The organism is Sulfuricurvum kujiense DSM 16994 (assembly GCF_000183725.1).
Classification (GTDB): domain Bacteria; phylum Campylobacterota; class Campylobacteria; order Campylobacterales; family Sulfurimonadaceae; genus Sulfuricurvum; species Sulfuricurvum kujiense.
Window position 1 is genome coordinate 1589462 of the sequence record NC_014762.1, and the last position, 19492, is coordinate 1608953.

At 47.4% G+C, this 19492-nt stretch carries 24 protein-coding genes and 1 riboswitch; of the genes, 13 read left to right on the plus strand and 11 right to left on the minus strand.

What is annotated here, in order from left to right:
* Positions 1-49: 49 nt before the first annotated feature.
* The 5 genes from argB to SULKU_RS07965 form a co-directional block, all read right to left on the minus strand.
* Positions 50-901 carry an acetylglutamate kinase gene (gene argB, locus SULKU_RS07945; protein WP_013460435.1) on the minus strand — a complete coding sequence of 284 codons (852 nt, stop codon included), beginning with the start codon at positions 899-901 and terminating at the stop codon, positions 50-52.
* Positions 885-1802 carry a tetraacyldisaccharide 4'-kinase gene (locus tag SULKU_RS07950; protein ID WP_013460436.1) on the minus strand — a complete coding sequence of 306 codons (918 nt, stop codon included), beginning with the start codon at positions 1800-1802 and terminating at the stop codon, positions 885-887. The genes argB and SULKU_RS07950 overlap by 17 nt, the downstream gene beginning before the upstream one ends.
* A complete protein-coding gene (locus tag SULKU_RS07955) occupies positions 1799-2917 on the minus strand; it encodes a DegT/DnrJ/EryC1/StrS family aminotransferase (RefSeq protein WP_013460437.1) in 1119 nt (372 codons plus the stop codon). Before SULKU_RS07955 ends, SULKU_RS07950 begins: the two co-directional genes overlap by 4 nt.
* A 73-nt stretch (positions 2918-2990) precedes the next feature.
* A complete protein-coding gene (locus SULKU_RS07960) occupies positions 2991-3791 on the minus strand; it encodes an NAD+ synthase (RefSeq protein ID WP_013460438.1) in 801 nt (266 codons plus the stop codon).
* A gap of 60 nt (positions 3792-3851) precedes the next feature.
* Positions 3852-4697 carry a ferritin-like domain-containing protein gene (locus SULKU_RS07965; protein ID WP_245535143.1) on the minus strand — a complete coding sequence of 282 codons (846 nt, stop codon included), beginning with the start codon at positions 4695-4697 and terminating at the stop codon, positions 3852-3854.
* A gap of 27 nt (positions 4698-4724) precedes the next feature.
* Here SULKU_RS07965 and SULKU_RS07970 point away from each other — a divergent pair, with 27 nt between their 5' ends.
* From SULKU_RS07970 to SULKU_RS07980, 3 genes are read left to right on the plus strand one after another with little or no spacing between them, the layout of a single operon-like run.
* Positions 4725-4988 carry a GIY-YIG nuclease family protein gene (locus SULKU_RS07970; protein WP_013460440.1) on the plus strand — a complete coding sequence of 88 codons (264 nt, stop codon included), beginning with the start codon at positions 4725-4727 and terminating at the stop codon, positions 4986-4988.
* Positions 4973-5737, plus strand: coding sequence for a transglutaminase domain-containing protein (locus SULKU_RS07975; protein WP_013460441.1), 765 nt, complete (start codon positions 4973-4975; stop codon positions 5735-5737). Before SULKU_RS07970 ends, SULKU_RS07975 begins: the two co-directional genes overlap by 16 nt.
* A gap of 56 nt (positions 5738-5793) precedes the next feature.
* Positions 5794-6387 carry an MBL fold metallo-hydrolase gene (locus SULKU_RS07980; protein WP_013460442.1) on the plus strand — a complete coding sequence of 198 codons (594 nt, stop codon included), beginning with the start codon at positions 5794-5796 and terminating at the stop codon, positions 6385-6387.
* Here SULKU_RS07980 and SULKU_RS07985 read toward each other — a convergent pair.
* Together SULKU_RS07985 and cmoB are read right to left on the minus strand one after the other, a co-directional pair.
* Positions 6384-6854, minus strand: coding sequence for a hotdog domain-containing protein (locus tag SULKU_RS07985; protein ID WP_013460443.1), 471 nt, complete (start codon positions 6852-6854; stop codon positions 6384-6386). The two genes, SULKU_RS07980 and SULKU_RS07985, sit on opposite strands and share 4 nt — an antisense overlap.
* A 2-nt stretch (positions 6855-6856) precedes the next feature.
* On the minus strand, positions 6857-7750 hold the full coding sequence (cmoB, locus tag SULKU_RS07990; protein ID WP_013460444.1) for a tRNA 5-methoxyuridine(34)/uridine 5-oxyacetic acid(34) synthase CmoB: 894 nt from the start codon (positions 7748-7750) through the stop codon (positions 6857-6859).
* A gap of 56 nt (positions 7751-7806) precedes the next feature.
* Here cmoB and SULKU_RS07995 point away from each other — a divergent pair, with 56 nt between their 5' ends.
* On the plus strand, positions 7807-8691 hold the full coding sequence (locus SULKU_RS07995; RefSeq protein ID WP_013460445.1) for a cation diffusion facilitator family transporter: 885 nt from the start codon (positions 7807-7809) through the stop codon (positions 8689-8691).
* A 65-nt stretch (positions 8692-8756) separates the two neighbouring features.
* A complete protein-coding gene (locus tag SULKU_RS08000; RefSeq protein WP_013460446.1) occupies positions 8757-9308 on the plus strand; it encodes a Tll0287-like domain-containing protein in 552 nt (183 codons plus the stop codon).
* Here the strand turns inward: SULKU_RS08000 and rny are convergent.
* Positions 9305-10873 (minus strand): ribonuclease Y, encoded by a 1569-nt coding sequence (gene rny, locus SULKU_RS08005; protein ID WP_013460447.1) that lies wholly within the window; start codon positions 10871-10873, stop codon positions 9305-9307. The genes SULKU_RS08000 and rny overlap by 4 nt on opposite strands.
* Positions 10779-11423 (minus strand): 5-formyltetrahydrofolate cyclo-ligase, encoded by a 645-nt coding sequence (locus tag SULKU_RS14770; RefSeq protein ID WP_013460448.1) that lies wholly within the window; start codon positions 11421-11423, stop codon positions 10779-10781. The genes rny and SULKU_RS14770 overlap by 95 nt, the downstream gene beginning before the upstream one ends.
* 55 nt (positions 11424-11478) lie before the next feature.
* Between SULKU_RS14770 and SULKU_RS08010 the strand changes: the two genes are divergently transcribed.
* Genes SULKU_RS08010 through SULKU_RS08030 form a run of 5 tightly spaced genes read left to right on the plus strand, consistent with a single transcriptional unit; the run spans position 11479 to position 15262 of the window.
* Positions 11479-12033, plus strand: a complete 555-nt coding sequence (locus tag SULKU_RS08010) for a TlpA family protein disulfide reductase (protein ID WP_013460449.1) — start codon at positions 11479-11481, stop codon at positions 12031-12033.
* A gap of 2 nt (positions 12034-12035) precedes the next feature.
* Entirely contained in the window at positions 12036-12923 is an 888-nt protein-coding gene (gene ftsY, locus SULKU_RS08015; protein WP_013460450.1) for a signal recognition particle-docking protein FtsY, read from the plus strand.
* Entirely contained in the window at positions 12923-14275 is a 1353-nt protein-coding gene (gene radA, locus SULKU_RS08020) for a DNA repair protein RadA (protein ID WP_013460451.1), read from the plus strand. The genes ftsY and radA overlap by 1 nt, the downstream gene beginning before the upstream one ends.
* A 43-nt stretch (positions 14276-14318) precedes the next feature.
* Positions 14319-14591, plus strand: coding sequence for a hypothetical protein (locus SULKU_RS08025; protein WP_013460452.1), 273 nt, complete (start codon positions 14319-14321; stop codon positions 14589-14591).
* Positions 14582-15262, plus strand: coding sequence for a carbonic anhydrase (locus SULKU_RS08030; RefSeq protein ID WP_013460453.1), 681 nt, complete (start codon positions 14582-14584; stop codon positions 15260-15262). The genes SULKU_RS08025 and SULKU_RS08030 overlap by 10 nt, the downstream gene beginning before the upstream one ends.
* Positions 15263-15271: 9 nt before the next feature.
* Here the strand turns inward: SULKU_RS08030 and SULKU_RS08035 are convergent, their stop codons facing one another.
* On the minus strand, positions 15272-16066 hold the full coding sequence (locus SULKU_RS08035) for an MlaE family ABC transporter permease (RefSeq protein ID WP_013460454.1): 795 nt from the start codon (positions 16064-16066) through the stop codon (positions 15272-15274).
* A 113-nt stretch (positions 16067-16179) separates the two neighbouring features.
* Between SULKU_RS08035 and fliL the strand changes: the two genes are divergently transcribed.
* Genes fliL through SULKU_RS08050 form a run of 3 tightly spaced genes read left to right on the plus strand, consistent with a single transcriptional unit; the run spans position 16180 to position 17411 of the window.
* On the plus strand, positions 16180-16749 hold the full coding sequence (gene fliL, locus SULKU_RS08040) for a flagellar basal body-associated protein FliL (RefSeq protein ID WP_013460455.1): 570 nt from the start codon (positions 16180-16182) through the stop codon (positions 16747-16749).
* Entirely contained in the window at positions 16746-17108 is a 363-nt protein-coding gene (gene acpS, locus SULKU_RS08045) for a holo-ACP synthase (RefSeq protein WP_013460456.1), read from the plus strand. The genes fliL and acpS overlap by 4 nt, the downstream gene beginning before the upstream one ends.
* A gap of 6 nt (positions 17109-17114) precedes the next feature.
* Positions 17115-17411, plus strand: coding sequence for a hypothetical protein (locus SULKU_RS08050; RefSeq protein ID WP_013460457.1), 297 nt, complete (start codon positions 17115-17117; stop codon positions 17409-17411).
* A gap of 21 nt (positions 17412-17432) precedes the next feature.
* Here SULKU_RS08050 and SULKU_RS08055 read toward each other — a convergent pair whose 3' ends face one another.
* Positions 17433-19343 carry an HD domain-containing phosphohydrolase gene (locus SULKU_RS08055; protein ID WP_013460458.1) on the minus strand — a complete coding sequence of 637 codons (1911 nt, stop codon included), beginning with the start codon at positions 19341-19343 and terminating at the stop codon, positions 17433-17435.
* 40 nt (positions 19344-19383) lie between these two features.
* Positions 19384-19460: riboswitch (cyclic di-GMP riboswitch) on the minus strand.
* Positions 19461-19492: the final 32 nt, after the last annotated feature.

Below are 19492 nucleotides of genomic sequence, written 5' to 3' on the forward strand. Positions count from 1 at the left end.
TTATTCCCCACTGCGGGGAATATTTTTTTATAACTCTTTCACTCAAATTTTACAGCGTAATCTGCGTCCCTACCCCGTCCGAAGTAAAGAGTTCGAGCAAAATCGCGTGTTCAATCCGTCCGTCGATGATATGGGCTTTTTTCACCCCGCCATCCACCGCTTCGAGACACGCATCCACTTTCGGAACCATCCCGCCGTGAATCGTCCCGTTTGCTTTTAAAGATTCGACCTGTGCTTCGGTAAGCGTCGAAAGCAGCTCTTTTTGATTGTTCAAAACGCCCGGAGTATCGGTCATAAAAATCACTTTGCAGGCGCCGATAGCCGCCGCAACCGCCGATGCGGCAAGATCGGCATTGATGTTGTATCCCGGATGCCCGAGCGCTTCATCGGCACCGATCGGAGCGATGACGGGAATGAATCCTTCGCGAAGAAGATTATGGATAACGTCGGATTTGACACTCTCAACACGCCCCGTCAAGCCGAATTTGGCTTCATCTTTGGGTTTTGCCATCAGAAAGTGGGCGTCTTTGCCGCTGATTCCGATCGCTTTGGCACCGTGCGAATTGAGCAGGGAGGTGATCTCTTTATTGATTTCACCGCTGAGAACCATCTCTACGATCCGCATAACCTCAGGGGTGCTGACACGCTCCCCGTCGATAAATTCGGTCGGGATTTTCAGATCACCCAAAAGCTGGCTGATACGGCTTCCGCCGCCGTGAACGATGACGACTTTTACCCCAACGAGGTGAAGCAGTACGATATCCTGAGCAAATTTAGCTTTCAGCTCATCCGAACTTTGAGCCGAACCGCCGTATTTAATAACAACGATCTCATCGCGAAACTCTTTGATGAACGGCATCGCGTCCATCAAAGTTTTTACGGTATCAATTTTGCGCTGCATGTACATATTCCTTAACAGTAGTTATCAATGTCTCGTCCAAGACTATGGAGAGTTCCAAAACGGAAAAGTTGAATTTTTTATAAGGCGACATTTTAACCAAGTCTTTTGAAGTTACCAATAGACTGGTTGCTCCGGTGCGCTCTATTATCATCTCAAGTTCACCTTGCGTAAAGAAATGGTGATCTTCGAAATAGATTTTTTCCAACACTTCCGGCAAGAACGGGTCAAGACGTTCCGGGCGGGCAATCGCCGTTACCAAAACCATTTTCTCGGTCGGATTATTCACGGTCACAAAACGCTGGAAAGCGACTTTTTCCATCAGTATCATAGAATTTTTACCGCTCCACAGCCGCTCTCTGTACGGACCGGAAGGGAGACAATACGGATTCGGAGTCGGTACCGCGATAACGAGATCAAGTTTTTCGATCGTATGCTTGCCGTACCCGTCGTCGAGCAATACCACTTCGCATCCCATGGCTTTAGCCTCAGCGATTGCCCGCTCTCGGATCTCACTGACGATTACTACGGCACTTCCGAGCAGCTCAGCGTAGAGCATCGCTTCGTCGCCGCTTCGGATGACATCGCACAGTATGGTCGATTTGTCTTTGACGACAACCATCCCTTTGCTTTGCCGTCCGTATCCGCGCAATACGATGGCGGGCTTTTCAAACAGTTTCGCCATCTCGATGACGACCGGCGTTTTGCCGCTCCCGCCGACGGTTAGATTGCCGATGCTAATGACCGGTATTCCGAGTGATTTGGGTTTACTGCGCCGGTAGCGGATATAGGCACCGAAACAGTAAATCCAGCTGAGAGGTAACAGGAGTACGGAGAGAATTTTTTGGAATAGCGATGGGTTGTATAGATAACGTTCTCCCCAAAGTATCCAGAACCGTTTCAAACGCGTGTAGAAGCTACATCCAAAATTGCGTCACAAATCTCCTCGACTTCATCGTCGCTGAGCGCCGCATAGTTCGGGATAGAGAGTACCTGCTGGTAGTTGCGCAGCGCAATCGGGAAATCGTTAACCCGCAGCGAATACTTCGATTTGTAATAACTGAGCAAATGAAGCGGTATATAGTGCAACCCGCACTCGATCCCCCGTGCGGCCAGTTCACGCGCAAACGAGTCACGGTTTTTATCGACTTTGATAATGTAGAGCGAATAAGGGTGTTCCTCATTGGCAATCGGAAGTCTGATATGTGGAGCATCCGCCAAACGTTCATTATAGATTTCGGCGATTTGGCGCTGACGCTCTATATTGTCATCCTGCTTTTCAAGCTGAACGAGAATCGTCGCCGCATCCAACGGACTCATCATGTATTGGCTTCCGATATCGACGACATCGTAAATATATCCCAGCCCTTCATCTTCGATCACCATTGCATGGTTGCGAAGCGATTTTGCCCGTTCCATGATCTCTTCGTCATCACAGACGAGCATTCCGCCGTTGCAGACGTTGTGCCGCAAATGGGGGCTGAAATCGAAACAGGTGATATCGGCACCCGTCGAGCCGATTTTTTGGCCGTTATAGGTTGCTCCAAGCGCATCTGAGGCGTCTTCGACGATTTTGACATCATATTGTTTAGCAATTTCATACAATCGGTCCAAATCGACACATTGTCCCGCCACATGCGAGACGATCACCGCTTTGAGTTTTTTGGATTTGTTTTCGGCCAAATACGCTTCGAGTTTGTCCAAATCGATCGTAAACGTGTCCGGGTTGATATCGATAAAAATCGGTTCGGCATCGAAATGGCGTACGACTTCGGGAATCGAGGGATAAGCGTTGATCGAACAAATCACTTTATCGCCCCGCTTGAGATCGATGGCCAGCATCGCCAGATGAAGGGCGGCCGTACCGTGCGACGTTGCCAGTGCATACGAAGCACCGACATACGATTCGAATGCCGCTTCCAAGTCTTCAACAATATTCGGCGCTTCTCCGTCGAATACTTCGTCAATCTTTTCGCGTTCATCTCCGCCGACATCGACACGGTAAAATGGGATACTCATATTCTCTTCCTTGTTATTCTATTCTGAATACCAAAAGAATAAAATCCTTTTGGCTACGCTAGCCGCTATGGCACTAAAGTGTAATATCTCTAGGATAGTTGAAATCATGGTTAGGCGTTCGTGAAGTCAACTTGGCGATTAAAGGCATTTTGCGTTTAAACTGATTCTTATAGATTCTTGTCACTATCATATCGACTAATTGAGAGTTTTCACCATCTGAAACAATTTCTTCCACTGTATGACGCTCTTCGACGTAACGTTTCAACACACGGTCCAAATCGGCGTAGGGGTATCCGATCTCCGCTTCATCGCTCTGCCCTGCCCACAAATCGGCTGAGGGGGGTTTGTCGATAATCGAACTCGGTACTCCTAAATAACGGGCCAGCTCAAATACTTCGGTTTTATACAAATCTCCGATGGGATTGATCGCGCTGGCCAAATCGCCATGCAGCGTCCCGTATCCGAGCATCAGTTCGCTTTTATTGCTGGTTCCCAGAACCAAAGCCCCTTCGCGTGCCGATATATCAAACAATGTTACCATCCGTAACCTTGCCGAGAGATTCCCGATCCGAAGCGGTGACATATCGGAAGATTCATACGCTTTTAACATCGGCTCGATGCTGTAAGTCTCTGATCTAAGGCCGAAAGTGCCGCATAATTCATCCGCATCGTCCAGTGAACTCATCGATGAATAGTGAGAAGGCATTTTGATACAAAGCAAATCATCACCGAACGCACGATGCGCCAATACCGCGACCACAGCCGAATCGATCCCTCCGCTCAGTCCCACAACAACTTTTTGCAGACCTGTTTTACGGACTTCCTGACCCAGAAATTCGCACAAATATCGGCTTATTAGCTCGTATTTACCCACCGCTTAACCTTACTTTTGTATTAACAATTTGTATTATAACTAATATTTTTCTCAAAGAAGTCAACACTTCGTAAACGAAATACGGTTCAGCTCATCCTTACCGAATCCCGCCATCTTTCGTGCTGCGCAGTTGATATTGATTTTGCGGGGAAAACTGTTGGGATAGTGTTTTTCGATGATCTCAAAATAGCTCGACGTCTCTTTTCCCGAGTGAGCACAGGCGTACTCGAACCATCGATCCCCTTTGCGGACATGATCGATCTCTTCGTCCAAAATAACATAGAGTGCGGCAATGATTTTCGCGATCATCGCCTCATGGCGGTAGGGGTGCAGTTTAGTCAAAATCTGCGGCGTCGCATCCAGTCCGTTGGCTTCGAGATAGCGCGGCACAACCGCCATCCGCTCCAGCAGATCGAGTGTGCGCATGGAGGCTTCGAACAGCGCGTCATGCACCGGATATTCGCCGTAATAGCTCCCGAGCTCTTTGAGCAACCCCTCGATCATCTCGAAATGGCGCACCTCATCCTCCGCCACGACAAGCCAGTCACGTTCAAACACTTCACCGCATTCACGGAAACGGTACACAGCGTCTAGCGCCAGATCGATCGCACTGTATTCGATATGGGCGATCGCATGGAGCAGGAGCGTCTGACCGTGGGAAGTGTTGAGTTTCGTCCGTCTGGGAACCTCTTTGGGATCGATTACGGTGCAAAAATCACGGTAAGACGGGTGCTCAAAGACGACAGGAGAAGCCGACATGTCCCGTGTGATCTCACCGCGATTGTACGCGGCGTAAAAATCGCCGAAAAGGGCTATCTTCTCTCTGGGATCGGAATTGGTTAAAAGTGTTTCTAAAGTGCTGTAGAGTTCCATAGGTGCCATTATATCGTGTCGTATTCCACTCATGAAATTTTCTTTGCTATACTCTCTTTTATGAAACCGTCCGACAAAGCCTATACCCTCTACATCCTCAAATGCAGCGACGATACCTACTATACGGGGATCGCTCTGGACATCGATAAAAGGGTGCATGAGCACAATACGTCGGATAAAGGGGCAAAATACACCCGCTATCGCCGCCCCGTTACCCTGATGTATCAGGAGAGCTGCCATGACAAAAGCACGGCGCTCAAGCGCGAGCGTGCCGTCAAACGTATGAAACGAAGTGCAAAAGAGGCATTATGGATCTGTGGCTAAAAATCGCGATAATCGCTCTTATCGCGTTTACGGTGTACCGCGAAATTCTAAAATCGGCTAAAATCGCCTCCACACGCTCGGTACAAACCTCAAAAGCCGGGTTTATCACTTTTATCGGCATAGGGAGCGTCGTCGGAATGTTCACCTATGCGGGGATGTCGATGACATGGGTCGAGACGCGCGACCTGCGAGCCTATCATCCTAAGAACTCTTCACAATTTGTAAGCCTCTATGATCGGGGAGTCATCGAGCTAAACGGTATGGTGATCAAAACCAATCTGGCACGTGAGGGGGAACTCGCCCCTCTCGCTGAGAGGCTTACACAGGGGTGCAACGGTGACGACGGGTGCGAAGCCCAAAAACTCTTCGACTACGTCACCGCCATCCCCTACCGCACCGATTATACGAGCCGAAATGCCCTCACCGTCGTCAAAAGCAACTGGGGAGACTGCGATGATAAATCAAACCTCTTTGCCTCATTGCTGAATGAGCGGGGGATCGATTACCGTTTCATCTATGTCCCCCACCATGTTTTCGTCGCCGTACATCTGAGCGACACCCGCAATGTGCCGTTTTTAAATGCGAAACTCACGATGGACGGCAAGGATTTCTATTACGCCGAGACGACGGCGAGCGGAGCGAGGATCGGGGAGTTCAACGGGCAGTTTCCCTACAGTTTCGAGGGGATATACGATATGAACAGAAATCGTCCCGAAGAACTCTCCAACGTCAAGTTTTCAATCGGATAAGCTGAACAAATCTGCTTTTTAATTTATGCTACAATCCGACTAAAAAAAGAGCTATTATGGAAATCTTAAAACGCCCGATGGGCGACTATCAAACCAACTGCTATATTGTCAGAATCGACGGCAAAGAGATTATCATCGATCCGGGGATGGGGGCGAGTGAATGGGTGATAGCAAACGTCAAAAATCCCGTCGCCATTTTAAATACCCACGGCCATTTCGACCATGTCTGGAGCAACAGCGAGTTGCAAGAAAAGTTAAACATTCCCCTCTATACTCCCAAAGGGGACATGATGCTGCTCCAAAACAGCACCTGGATGCCGGGATTGCCGCCGTCGACTCCCGATGTCGCCGTAGAGGGTGATCAAGCATTTGATATCGGCGGGATCGAAGTGAAATTTCACCATTTTCCGGGACACTGCCCTGGGTGTTCCATGATCGAAATCGGCGATGCAATTTTTAGCGGAGATTTTTTGTTTGAAGGTTCTATCGGACGGTGGGATTTCCCCTATTCCGACGGTGAGGCAATGCGACAAAGCTTGAAACGATTTGCCACATGGACGATCGATAAACCGCTCTACCCGGGTCACGGAAATCCGACCTCCGTCGCTGCGGAACAGCGCAACGTCGACTATTGGCTTCGCGCTATTTAAGCATCGATATTTTTCATCAGATCTAAGCGAAGAACGTGACGTTCGGTAACGACGGTTTTAAACTCCCCTTCGAACACTTTGATCTCGTGGACGAAGCCGCGAACCGTTACGTTACGCTTTCGCCCCTCTTTTTGGTGTTCAGTCGCTTCAAACGTAACCGTATCCCCTACTCTCACCGGCGCCAAAAAGAGGCAGTTGCATGACGCCAACACGACATTAGGTTCATTAACCGCCGCCATTGCGGCAAAATCGGCTGCACTAAAAATAAATCCGCCGTGAACCAGCCCCAAATCATCGGCACGCATACCTTCTATCGTTTCCAACATCACTTTTGCGTATCCGGCTTCCATCTTAACGATTTCGCCGCTGTAAACCGTATTGATTCTCTCATGGGTATTTAACGCCGTCTGCGGTGTTATTGCGACTTGAATCAGTTCATCGATATTATCAGAGTGCTCTTTTGCCAAAATTATCCCTTTTTAATCCGTACATATCCCCGCTTCGGTGCAGGGTATCCCTCTACTGTTTTGGTACTATCGGCAGGATCGAGAAAATCTTCAAGGCTTTGCGATTCGATCCAATCGGTTTTGCGCTGTTCGTCCGATGTTGTCACCACGGTTCCCAACACTTCAAACGACGTAAATCCGGCACGGATGCACCAGTTTTCCAGCGCTTTAAGTGTCGGAACGAAATAAACGTTGGTTATTTTCGAATAGCTTCCGCTCGGGCACAGGGCGACAGGCTCGTCCCCGTCAATGATAAAGGTATCGAGATAAATCTCGCCCCCCTCGGCTAACCCCTGAGCGAGAGATTTGAGCATCGCGACGGGGTCGCTGCGGTGGTAAAGTACCCCCAGACAAAAAATAACGTCAAATTTCTCTTCGTAAAACGGCAGGTGTTCCACCCCCAAAAGCTCATAGACAATGTCGCTCTTGACGAAATGGTTGATCAAATCGAACTGGCATTTAAAAAGAGCCGATGGGTCAAATCCGACCACTTTTGCCGGAGCGTCTTCGAGAAAACGGAACATATAATAGCCGTTGTTACACCCGATATCGGCCACTTTTTTGCCGCTGAGATTGAAATGGGGACGGAGAAAATTGTATTTAAGATCACTACGCCATTCGGTATCGATAAAAAGGCCGAACAGATCAAACGGCCCCTTTCGCCACGGCATCATAAGGCGTGCAATACGTTCGAGTTCTGCGCTATCAACCGCTTCTTCGCTTGATACTGCAACGGTATTGCCTAACTCAACCTTTGTCTCAACCTGCGGAAGTGTATTCAACGCTTCACGTAACGGAGCGATATTTTTCCATGTCATCCATTTTGAGCGTTCTTGGCGTACCGCAGTAAGATCCATAGTTTTTCCTTCGATTTGGTCGTATAATTTTATCCATAATAGGCTAAAATGGCGCCATGCGTATAGAACAAAAAGCCACCCTCATCTCCAGTTCCGTTGCCTTCGTATTGGTAGCGTTGAAACTCACGTTCGGAATTATCAGCGGCTCCGTCGCCGTTTTGGCCTCTGCAATCGACTCGCTGCTCGACCTCGTCGTCTCGGCATTCAACTATTTTGCCCTCCACCACTCCGACAAAGAGCCGGATGAACATTTTAACTACGGACGTCGCAAACTCGAGCCCTTAGCCGCCGTCATCGAGGGGACGATTATCAGCCTCTCCGCACTCTTTATCCTGTACGAATCGATCTCAAAGATCGTGCAGGGAAGCAGTATCGAGCATTTGGAATCGTCCATCATCGTTATGATTGCTTCTATCGTCATTACCGCCGCTTTGGTGCTGTTTCTCCGACATGTCGCCAACAAAACCGGAAATATGGTCATCCGTGCCGACGCGCTTCATTACCAAACCGATTTGCTCAGCAACGGTGCCGTCTTGGCTGCACTCGGACTGATCGCCCTGACCGATATCCCGCTGATCGATCCGCTTTTGGGGATCGGGATCAGTGCTTATATGCTCTATTCGGCATTTCCTTTGATCAAAGAGGGGATTTTGATGCTCCTCGATGCGGCGCTCGATGCCGAGAGTGTCGCTAAAATCAACTCTCTGTTAAACTCCCAAATCGAAATCAGTTCCCATCACGATTTGCGGACACGCCGCTCCGGAAGCGATATCTATCTGAGCGTCCACATTGTTTTCAGTATCAGCACATCCCTCTATGATGCCCACATGGTAGGAGACCGGATAGAGTTGGCATTTAAAAATCTTTTTCCCGACGATACCGTCCACTCTCTCATCCATCTCGATCCGTATGATGATTCTGAAGATAACCAGTTAAATTGAGCGGGTGAAACTCCCTTAACATATATTCGTTAGAATTATCCGATTGATTATAAAAAGGATAGTTTATGAAACGTTTTATCGTTATTCCCCTCACCCTCGCATCATCGTTGCTGCTCGCTTCCTCTTCGGCTGACGAGCAGGCCATCGCAAAAGGAAATCAGGCCTCTGCCCTACTGGTTCAAAAGCTCGGCGGCGAACTAAAAATTCAGATGCAAAGCAACAGTGCACTCGGAGCGCTCAATTTTTGCTCCCAAAACGCCCTCACCCTGACGGAGCAAGTCGCCAAAGAGACCAAAACATCCATGAAGCGCCTCAGCCTTAAAAACCGCAATCCGCTCAATGCACCGACTCCACAAGAAGCCGCCCTTCTCAACCGATGGGAAACATTGGCAAAAAACGGCGAGCCGCTCCCGCCGCATGAACTGGTAAACGTGTCCGACACTGCAGCGGTCTATTACAAACCGATACTGATCAATAATGAAGCGTGTCTGAAATGTCACGGAAATGTGGAGGGTGAACTCGCCAAAGCGATTCGCGCCGCTTACCCTGACGATAAAGCAACGGGATATAAAATGGGAGATTTGAGAGGGATGATTGCCGTCGAAATGGCCCGCTAACGGGCGTATTCGACGACTCTACTTTCTCGGATGACACTCACTTTGATTTCACCCGGAAACTGCACTTTTTGAGAAATCTCATCAGCAATCTCACGGGCGATCAACGCCGTCTCATCATCGTTGACACTTTGCGCACTGACGATAACGCGCACTTCACGCCCCGCATTAATCGCATACGCCTGCTTGACCCCCGCTTTTTGGGTCGCGATCTCTTCGATCTCGCTGACACGTCTCAAGAAACTTTCCAGCACTTCTCGGCGTGCCCCCGGGCGGGCGGCAGAGAGGGTATCGGCGGTACATACCGCCGCGCACTCGATACTTTTGATCTCTTCATACCCGTGATGGGCATAAATAGCGTTGATAACGACAGGGTCTTCATTGTAGCGTCGGCACAATTCAACCCCGATATCGACATGGTTCCCGCCGCTTTCTTGGGTCAGGGCTTTTCCGATATCGTGCAGTAATCCCGCACGGCGGGCAAGTTTGATATCGCCTCCCATTTCAGCAGCCATAATACCCGCCAAATGGGCAACTTCGAGAGTGTGGGCCAGGGCATTTTGACCGTAGCTGGATCGGAATCTGAGCCGTCCGATAAGCTTTGTAAGCTCAGGATGGACCCCTTGAATCCCCAGTTCGGAGATAATATCTTCCCCTTCGCGCTGCATCGCATCTTCGAATTCATCGCATACTTTTTGGTACACCTCTTCGATGCGCGCGGGCTGGATACGTCCGTCTTGTATCAGCAATTCAATGGTCTTCACCGCGATTGCCCGCCGATACAGGTTGAATGAACTCACAATAATGGCATTCGGGGTCTCATCGATGATGATGTCGACTCCGCTGACCATTTCAAGGGTCTTGATATTGCGTCCCTCTTTGCCGATGATTCGCCCTTTTAGCTCGTCATCATCGAGATGGATCACACTGATCAGCCGTTCAGCCGCATATTCACCCGCAAAGCGGGACGTTGCCTGCGCTAAAATATAATTGGCTTTGCGCTTCAGCTGCTCTTTGGTCTGTTCTTCCAAAAGACGTGCTTCGCGTGCTAACTCCAAACGTGCACTTTCACGCACCTGATCTAACAAAATTGTTTTCGCTTCGTTCACCGATAGTCCGGCGCGCTGCTCGACAATTCCCCTTAACTGTTCACTTTTTTGGCGGTAGTCTTCTTTTAATTTCTCTAAAGTACGCTCATTACGTTCTAAATTGAGCCGTTTATTTTCAATATGCGATCGTTCCTGAGCAATTCTTTCCTCTTCGCTTTGTCGAAGAATCTCAAACTCGCGCTCTGTATGTGCTATTTTATCTTCACGCGAAGAGAGATCTTTTTTAACTTTTTCATACGTTTCATCGTATTGTTTTTGCGCCTCTTTTTCAATCTCTCGGGAACGCAGTGAAGCACGCTCTAAAATCATCTGTGCTTCATTTTCAATTGCTTTGGCTTTGGCTTTCGCCTGTTCCAGATAAAGATCAAATTGTGTTGCGGTAATCTTTTTTGAAATTAAAAATCCGACCAACCCGCTGGTGAGGGCGACTCCGCCCCCTACGAGTAGTTCGTTTAACATTGGTTTTCCTCATGCTTTGTACCCCATGAGGGGTAATGAGCAGGTCTCCTTGCACATCATAATCATCACATACATTTTGCATCGTTCGACACGCGCAAGACTGAATAAATATTGTAAACGGTTTCGTTTTCAGGGTCGGAAAAAATCGATCATACATCCCTTTACCGAAACCTATTCGGCGCAGTGACCCGTCTACCCCTACTACAGGGACAATTGCTACATCTATTAAATTATATTTTCTATACGAATCCCGAGGCTCATAAATCCCAAAAGCCTTATGTTCCAACGGGTATCTAAATGGTACCATTTTGAAACTGACGCCATCCATAAACGGCAGATATACATCTTTTTTAGGGCGAAGAGAATAAACTGTTTTTCGAAGATCCGCTTCAAATCCCATCGGCCAATAAAACAGGATGCGCTGTATCCGTAGACCGTTAAGGACATCTTCGAGTAACGATCGTATTTTAGCGTCACGATATTTTTTAGTATACGGGCTAAGAGCCTTTAACCGCTTAAGGCAGTCATTTCTAAAATCGCTTTTGGACACTTTTTACCTTTGCTTCGTTATAATCTTCATTATTTTACTCTAAAAAAGGTTTTGTATGCGAATATCTCATTTTTTAATCTCGCTGTTTGTTTTAGCTTTGGCGTTTCAAGGATGTAATAAAAAAGAATCTGCGGACGAAGCAATGGTCTCAACCGCCCAATTCACCCTGATGGATACCCAAGGAAAAAGCTACAACGTTGAAAAAAGAGGTACCAATTTCACGCTTGATGCGGGTGAAGACAAAGTAGTGCTTTTCGATATTTTCGCGACTTGGTGCCCTCCGTGCCAAGCCGAAGTAATGCATTTGGGCAATTTGCAGAAAAAATACGGTGACGATCTTATCATTATGGGTATCACCATCGAAGAGGACAAAAGCAATGCGGAACTTGAAGCCTTTCGTGAAAAATACAAAGGGGGACAATACCTGATCAGCAACAAGGCCGACAATCAGAATCTCGCCCGAGCCATCGCATCCACTATCGGCGTAGGACAGCAGTTCCCGATTCCGTTGATGGTTCTCTATCATAACGGCGAATACGTCACCCATTACGCCGGAGCGACCCAGGAAGAGATTATTGATCACGATATCGCCGCGGCATTAGGGAAATAACTATGTTCAGTTTTATCAAAAAAGGGCTGCAAAAGACGATCGAAGCCATTGCCGCGATCGCACCGGAAAAAAAAGCAAAAATATCTAAAGATGAGCTCGAGAATATCCTTCTCGAAGCCGACGTCGAGTACGATCTGGTCGAAATTATTCTTCGAGAGCTCTATCAAAACGATATTACCCGCGATCAACTGCGATCCAAACTCCTCGCAACGCTAGCCTATGCTCAAAATTCATTGCCGGACAATCCGAACAAACCGACCGTAACCCTCATCATCGGCGTTAACGGTGCGGGAAAAACGACGACTATCGCTAAACTGGCGCAACACCATCTGAACAAAGGGGAGCGGGTAATCCTCGGAGCGGGAGATACGTTCCGTGCCGCCGCTATCGAGCAGCTCACCCGCTGGGCGGACAAACTGGACGTCCCTATCGTATCCTCCCGTCAGGGGCATGATCCGAGCGCCGTTGCGTACGATACGATCGAATCGGCCAAAGCACGGGGATTCGAGCAGGTCATTATTGACACGGCGGGACGGCTTCATACCCAGACCAATTTGGGAAATGAGCTCAAAAAAATCGTCCGTATCTGTGACAAGGCCCACACGGGAGCCCCTCACCGAAAAATTCTTATCCTCGACGGTACACAGGGGAGCTCCGCCATCGCTCAGGCCAAAGCGTTCAACGAAATGATCGGGGTGGACGGCATCATCATTACCAAACTCGACGGAACCGCCAAAGGGGGATCGGTATTCTCTATTGCCTATGCCCTATCCCTTCCGATCCTCTACATCGGTGTCGGAGAACAGCCGGAGCATCTGATACCATTTGACAAATACGAATTTGTGGACGGCATTTTGGATGCGATATTCGGGGAAGAAACGGCAAAATAATGGCAAAGAAAAAAAACGTCCTCTTCGAATGCCAGCACTGCGGATTTACCACCCCGAAATGGATGGGGAAATGTACCAACTGCGGCGGATGGGACAGTTTTGTAGAGCTCAGCGAAGCGCAGCAGGAGGTGATCAAACTCACCTCTACCTCTTCGCCATCGGGGGGAGTAAAAGCCAAAGAGATCACCCAAATCGTCGAAGAGCATACCGAACGCTTCAGCAGTGACGACGCCGAACTCGACATGGTGCTCGGCGGAGGCGTCGTACCGGGTTCACTCGTCCTCATAGGCGGAAGTCCCGGAGTCGGAAAATCGACCCTGCTTCTTAAAATCGGCTCCAACCTCGCGAAACAGCGCCGTAACGTCCTCTACGTCAGCGGCGAAGAGAGCGAAGGACAGATCAAACTGCGGGCAAACCGTCTGGGAGCGAATGTCGATAATCTCTACCTCCTCGCCGAGATACGGCTCGAACAGGTACTTGCAGAGCTGCATGAGAGAGCGTATGAGTGTATCATCATCGACTCGATCCAAACCCTCTATTCCGAAACCATCGCCTCCGCACCCGGTTCGGTAACGCAGGTGCGCCAGATCACCTTTGATCTGATGCGAATCGCCAAAGAGCGCCGCATCGCCATCTTCATCATCGGACATATCACCAAAGAAGGCTCCATCGCAGGACCTCGCGTGTTGGAGCACATGGTCGATGTCGTCTTGTATTTCGAAGGGGACAGCGGCCATGAACTACGAATCTTGCGCGGATTTAAAAACCGTTTCGGCCCTACCAGCGAAATCGGGGTATTTGAGATGCGTCATGACGGGCTCGTATCGGCAAAAGACCTCTCATCGCGCTTTTTCAACCGCACCAAATCCCAAAGCGGTTCCGCACTCACCGTTATCATGGAGGGGACCCGCCCGATAGTTCTCGAAGTACAGGCTCTGGTGAGCGATACCCATGCTCCCAATCCGAAACGCCAGGCGACCGGGTTTGAGAACAACCGACTAAATATGCTTCTGGCATTGCTGGAGCGTAAACTCGAAATACCTCTCAACAGCTACGATGTCTTCATCAATATCACGGGAGGGATCAAAATCACCGAAACTTCCGCCGATTTAGCGATCCTCGCCGCCATCATCAGCAGTTTTCGCAACCGCGCCATCTCCAAAGAGACGGTATTCATCGGCGAAGTCTCCCTCGTCGGAGATATCCGTGAGGTGTATCAACTCGATCAGCGGCTCAAAGAGGCGGCATCCCAACAGATCACCAAAGCGCTGGTTCCTAAAAAACCGTTGGAAAAAACTGCCGTCAAATGTTACGAAATTGACGAAGTAAACAAGTTATTAGAGTGGTTTTAACCTAAATTTCGTATAATAACGAAATCAAAACGAAGGATCTTTTATGCCAGTATGTTCTATTGTTGCCGATCATAAATCCGAAGAGCGATACACAAAGCTTTCTCTTGCTTACAGCACCGAAGAAGAACATCAGCTCATAGAAAAAGCGATTTCCGAATGTACTCAGCTGTGTTCATTAAAACCCAATATCTACGGTGGAGCCGTCACCGAAGGTAAACGAATGATTACGATCGAATACCATGACGATTGTGACCGCGAAGGGGGAAAAGTGTACGATGCCATTATTAAATATTTGGGGATTGAAGAGTGCCGTTAAGCAAAAATGCCGCTGATTTGAGTATTCAGCGTCTCAAAGAGTTTGCGGACGGTAACGAAACGTTCCAACAAACCTACTTCAAAAAAAATGAAGCGCAGCTCCTTACTCTGGTTAAAGAGGGCCAAAATCCCCGAGCCCTTTTTATCGGCTGTTCAGATTCACGCGTTATTCCCGACCTTATCATTCAATCGAACCCGGGTGATCTTTTCGTCGTCCGCAACGTCGGTAACTTTGTCGCCCCGTATAAACCGGATGAAGACTTTCACTCCACCGCTGCAGGGATCGAATATGCCGTTTTGGTTTTGGGCGTCTCCGAAATCATTATCTGCGGCCACTCCCACTGCGGTGCGATCGAATCGCTCTATAAATCATCGTGCAACACCTCTATGATCCATACCGCAAAATGGCTTACATTGGGTGAAAAAGCCAAATCGATGGCGATGCTTGCATTGGGTGAAAATGCTACACAAGAGGAGCTCCTGCGTGCCACCGAACGGCTTTCCATCGTGACCCAGATCGAAAATCTTTTGACCTACCCTTATGTCAAAAAAATGGTACAGGAAGAAAAACTCTTTATCCACGGATGGTACTACGATATCGAGACGGGAGCCATCGACTATTACGATCCCGACAGCTATCAGTTCCGCCCCCTCAGCGAAGTAGGAGAGTAAGTCGCTCTCCTACCAGTCCAAATACAAAAATAAAGCGGACAAGAAATAATTGGTGACAAAAATCGCTACCGCCGAATAGACAACGGCATAGATCGTCGACTGCCCTACCCCCCGTGCTCCGCCGCTTGTATGATAACCGATATAGCTTCCGATTGAACTGACGATGAACCCGAAAACTGCCGCTTTTATCACACCCGTCATAATATCTTCAAACTCGCCCAGCCGCATTAATGTGTCTTGATAGGCGACCGGATTGATCCCCAACACCCCGATTGAAATAAAATAGGCCGAACCGACAGCAATAAAATCAAACCATATGACCAACAGCGGCAGCGAGATAACCGTTGCGATGATACGGGGAGTGATAAGATATTCTTTGGAATTGACCCCCAAAATATCGATAGCATCGATCTGTTCTGAAACACGCATGGTCCCAAGCTCCGCCGCCATAGCACTGATGGAGCGGGAAATCAGCATCAAAGAAGCGAATACGGGACCGAGTTCTCTGCTGATCGAATAAAAAATCGTATATCCCGTAAAATTTTCGGCACCGAACTGATGAAATCCATTATAGAGCTGAATCGCTTCTACCATTCCTGTAAAGAGTGCCGTAAGGGTAATAACACCCATACATCCCAATCCTATGACTTCGATTTGAGTCAAAACGATTTTATACCGTTTAAATGTCAGCGGATAGAGTTTAAAAAGCTGTAATTGAAATAAAATAAACAGGCCAAAACGCTCTATTGCCTCAAAACCTTGGACAAAAGGGCGTCCGATATAGCCTAAAAGTGTCTCAACCATCAACATGTCCTTCTTTTCATCTGCTAAGTTTACCAAAATTTCGATTATGAGACGTGGCAAATTTCATAAGTTTCTCGCTACAATAAAGAATTAACTTTACTTAGGAGCTACGGATGGCGGAAAAAGAGAAAGACGAACACGAAACGGAAGAAGGAAAGAAAAAATCGGGAAATATGCTCCTGATCATTATTATCGGTGTTTTAGCTCTGATTTTAATCATCGGAGGGATTGTCGCCTTTTTAATGATGGGCAACCATGATGCGGAGGCAGAAGCCGGGCATGCTAAAACAGAGGTTGCCGCCGATTCCCACAGTGCTGAAGCCGAACATTCGGGAGAAGGAAGCGGAGGAACGCCGATGGGCGGCGAAGTGATGACCGAAGTGGGATTAATGTTCCCTCTCGACGGGTTTACGGTAAACCTTTTAAGTGAAAGCGGCCGCCGTTATCTCAAATGCGAAATCAACCTTGAAATGGGTGGAGAAGAACTCTCTCCCGAGCTTGAAGAGAAAAAACCTATTTTCCGTGATATCATTATCAGAATTTTAAGTTCAAAATCTCTCGAAGAGATCTCAACCGTCAAGGGTAAAGAGAAACTTAAAGAGCAAATCGTTAACGAATTGAATCTACGTCTAAAAGACGGCAAAGTTAAAAATATTTATTTCACCGACTTTGTGGTGCAATGATCGGCATCGACCTTATCAAAACTGAACGCTTGGAACGTACGATAGAACGTTTCGGCGATCGTGCCATTAACAGAGTCCTCTCTCAGCATGATATCCATTTATACAAAAGCAAACGCAACTTCGCCGGTCTTTGGGCAGCCAAAGAAGCATGTGCCAAAGCTTTAGGCTGCGGTATCGGAAGCGAATGCGGCTTTCACGATATCATTCTCTCTAAAACCCCTAAAGGCGCTCCGCAGCTCTCTTTCTCGACTCGCGTGCGTGAGCATTTTAACATTACAGACACCTCCGTCTCAATAACCCATGACGGCGATTACACCATTGCTGTCGTGGCATTAGAACAATCAAAAATACAAGAGTAAGAAACAATGCAATCCCCTGAACTTATGACGATTCAAAAATACGCCGCCAAAAAACGTCTCAGCATCCATACTGTCGTGAAAAAAACGATGAACGGAGAGCTTCCGATCGTTACAAAAGAAGAAAACGGTAAAGAGGTGACCTATATTGTTATCACACCGCAGGTACAAAACAATCCGGCCGAAGCTTCGAATCAAAATCCGGAAGAGACAATCGAGATAGATTATAAAAAAGAGTATGATGCACTTCACAAAGAGTATCTTATCTTAAAAACAAAATACGAAAAATTGCTTGAACGGCAATAATCCTAATGCCGTTCGTTCTTTCTATTCATCCTTAAACTTATCGCGGATGATAAGAAATTCCGACATATTGTCCAAAAAGAGTTTGGTTAGCGTCGGATCGAAATGTTTCCCGCTTTCATTACGGAAATATTCTAAAACCTCATCAAGTTCCCAAGCCTCTTTATAAACCCGTTTTGTCCCTAAGGCATCGAATACGTCTGCGATAGCGGTAATACGCCCGAACATATGGATCTCTTCCTCTTGAAGCCGTCTGGGATACCCGGAACCGTCCCATTTTTCATGATGCTGATAGGAGATAATAGCCGCCGCTTTTAGAATCGGTCTCTCCGATTTTTTCAATATATTAAACCCGATATCGCAGTGGCTGCGCATCACTTCCCATTCACCCTCATCGAGTTGCCCCGGTTTTGTCAGAATACTATCAGGAATGCCGACTTTACCGATATCGTGCATCGGTGATGCCGCATACAACAAATCCGCTTCTTCCTCACTCATTCCAGCTTTGATGGCAAGAAGGCGTGAATACTCGGCAACCCGTTTGACATGATTGCCCGTCTCTTTACTCCGAGTCTCTCCGATTTCACCCATCTTATAGATCACTTCACGCTGCGTATCAACAATATCCTCTTGCAGTAAAAGAAGTTCCGTCACATCATACTGGATACCCATGTATTCGCGAATCTCTTCATTTTTATCAAGTATCGGAACAATAATCGTATCGAGAAAAATAAACTCTCCGTTTTTGGTGCGGTTTTTAATAATCCCTTTCCATATTTTCTTCTGCTGAATCGTATCCCACAGCTCTTTGTAGGTGGAACTCGGAGTAGCCGCATCACGCAGCCGTTTATGGGTCGAACCGATAAGCTCTTCTTTTGCATACCCCGTTAGCTGCTCATGCGTATCGTTAAGATAGGTAATCACCCCTTTGGGATTTGTACGGATATACGACGATGACTGCTCGATCGCCCTTTCGTACTGCGCCAGCAGCGATATCTTCTCATTCAGCGTCTGAGAGCTGTCTTGTAAATCTTTTTCCAAAAGCTCTTTAAGCTCTTCAAACTCGGTGATATCGTGGCGGATCGCTATGTATTCGATAATTTCGTTCTTTTCGTTCTTTTGCGGAATAATCGTCGCATCGACGATGTAGGCAGAACCGTCTTTTTTCCTGTTTTTTATCTTCCCATGCCAAATATTGCCCTCTTTAATGGTTCTCCACATCTCTTTAAAGACCGATGAGGGCATATCCGGATGGCGTACGATATTATGATGTTTCCCCATCAGCTCATTTAGACTGTATCCGCTTAGCGTTATAAAAGCTTCGTTAGCGTAGGTAATACGCCCTTTGGTATCGGTTTTGGACAACAGTGTGGTTTTATCGACAACTGCTTTATATTGGTCAAGAAGCGCAATGGAGTGGAGGTGTTTACGATAGAAAATCCCGATAATATAAAGAGCGACGAGGACGGAGAAGAATTTTAGATACTGCTCGATGTAGATTCTATTGATATCGTTCTCGTGGCGTTTTGAAACGACATATCCGGTAAGTCTATTTTGTGAATTTTTGACGGCGGCAAAAACAAGCACTGTGCTCGCCGGTATAGAATCCATGCGATAGAGTACAAACGATTTTTTTTGGGATACATGCGATTTTATCTCATCTTGAAATGGCGCGAATTTGTCCGCATGAAAATCTTTTACGGCATACCAACTGTACTCTGCATCAAAATTTTCGTTCATCTTCTGGATGATTTCATCGTTCTCAACCGCCCCGCCGGTCGAAAAACTCTTAACTTTATCGTTATATTGAAGCTGCAAATCGTATATTTTTTCTTGAAAATAGGTGGATTTTTTGTATTCGAACTCGAGAAATAAAAATCCGATAGAGAAAAGGATAATGAGAAGAGCAATTTTATTAAAGACGATTCTTTGCATTGTTTCCCGATTTCATAAACATTAAATAGCAAAGACAATAAATGACAACCCGGCTATCTCGCTTTGAGACCCGCGGCTTTCCGTCCCTGCTTCACAGCAGGTTTGGCTTTGAATTTTCATTTTTTTTATTCTACTATTATAATTCTTAA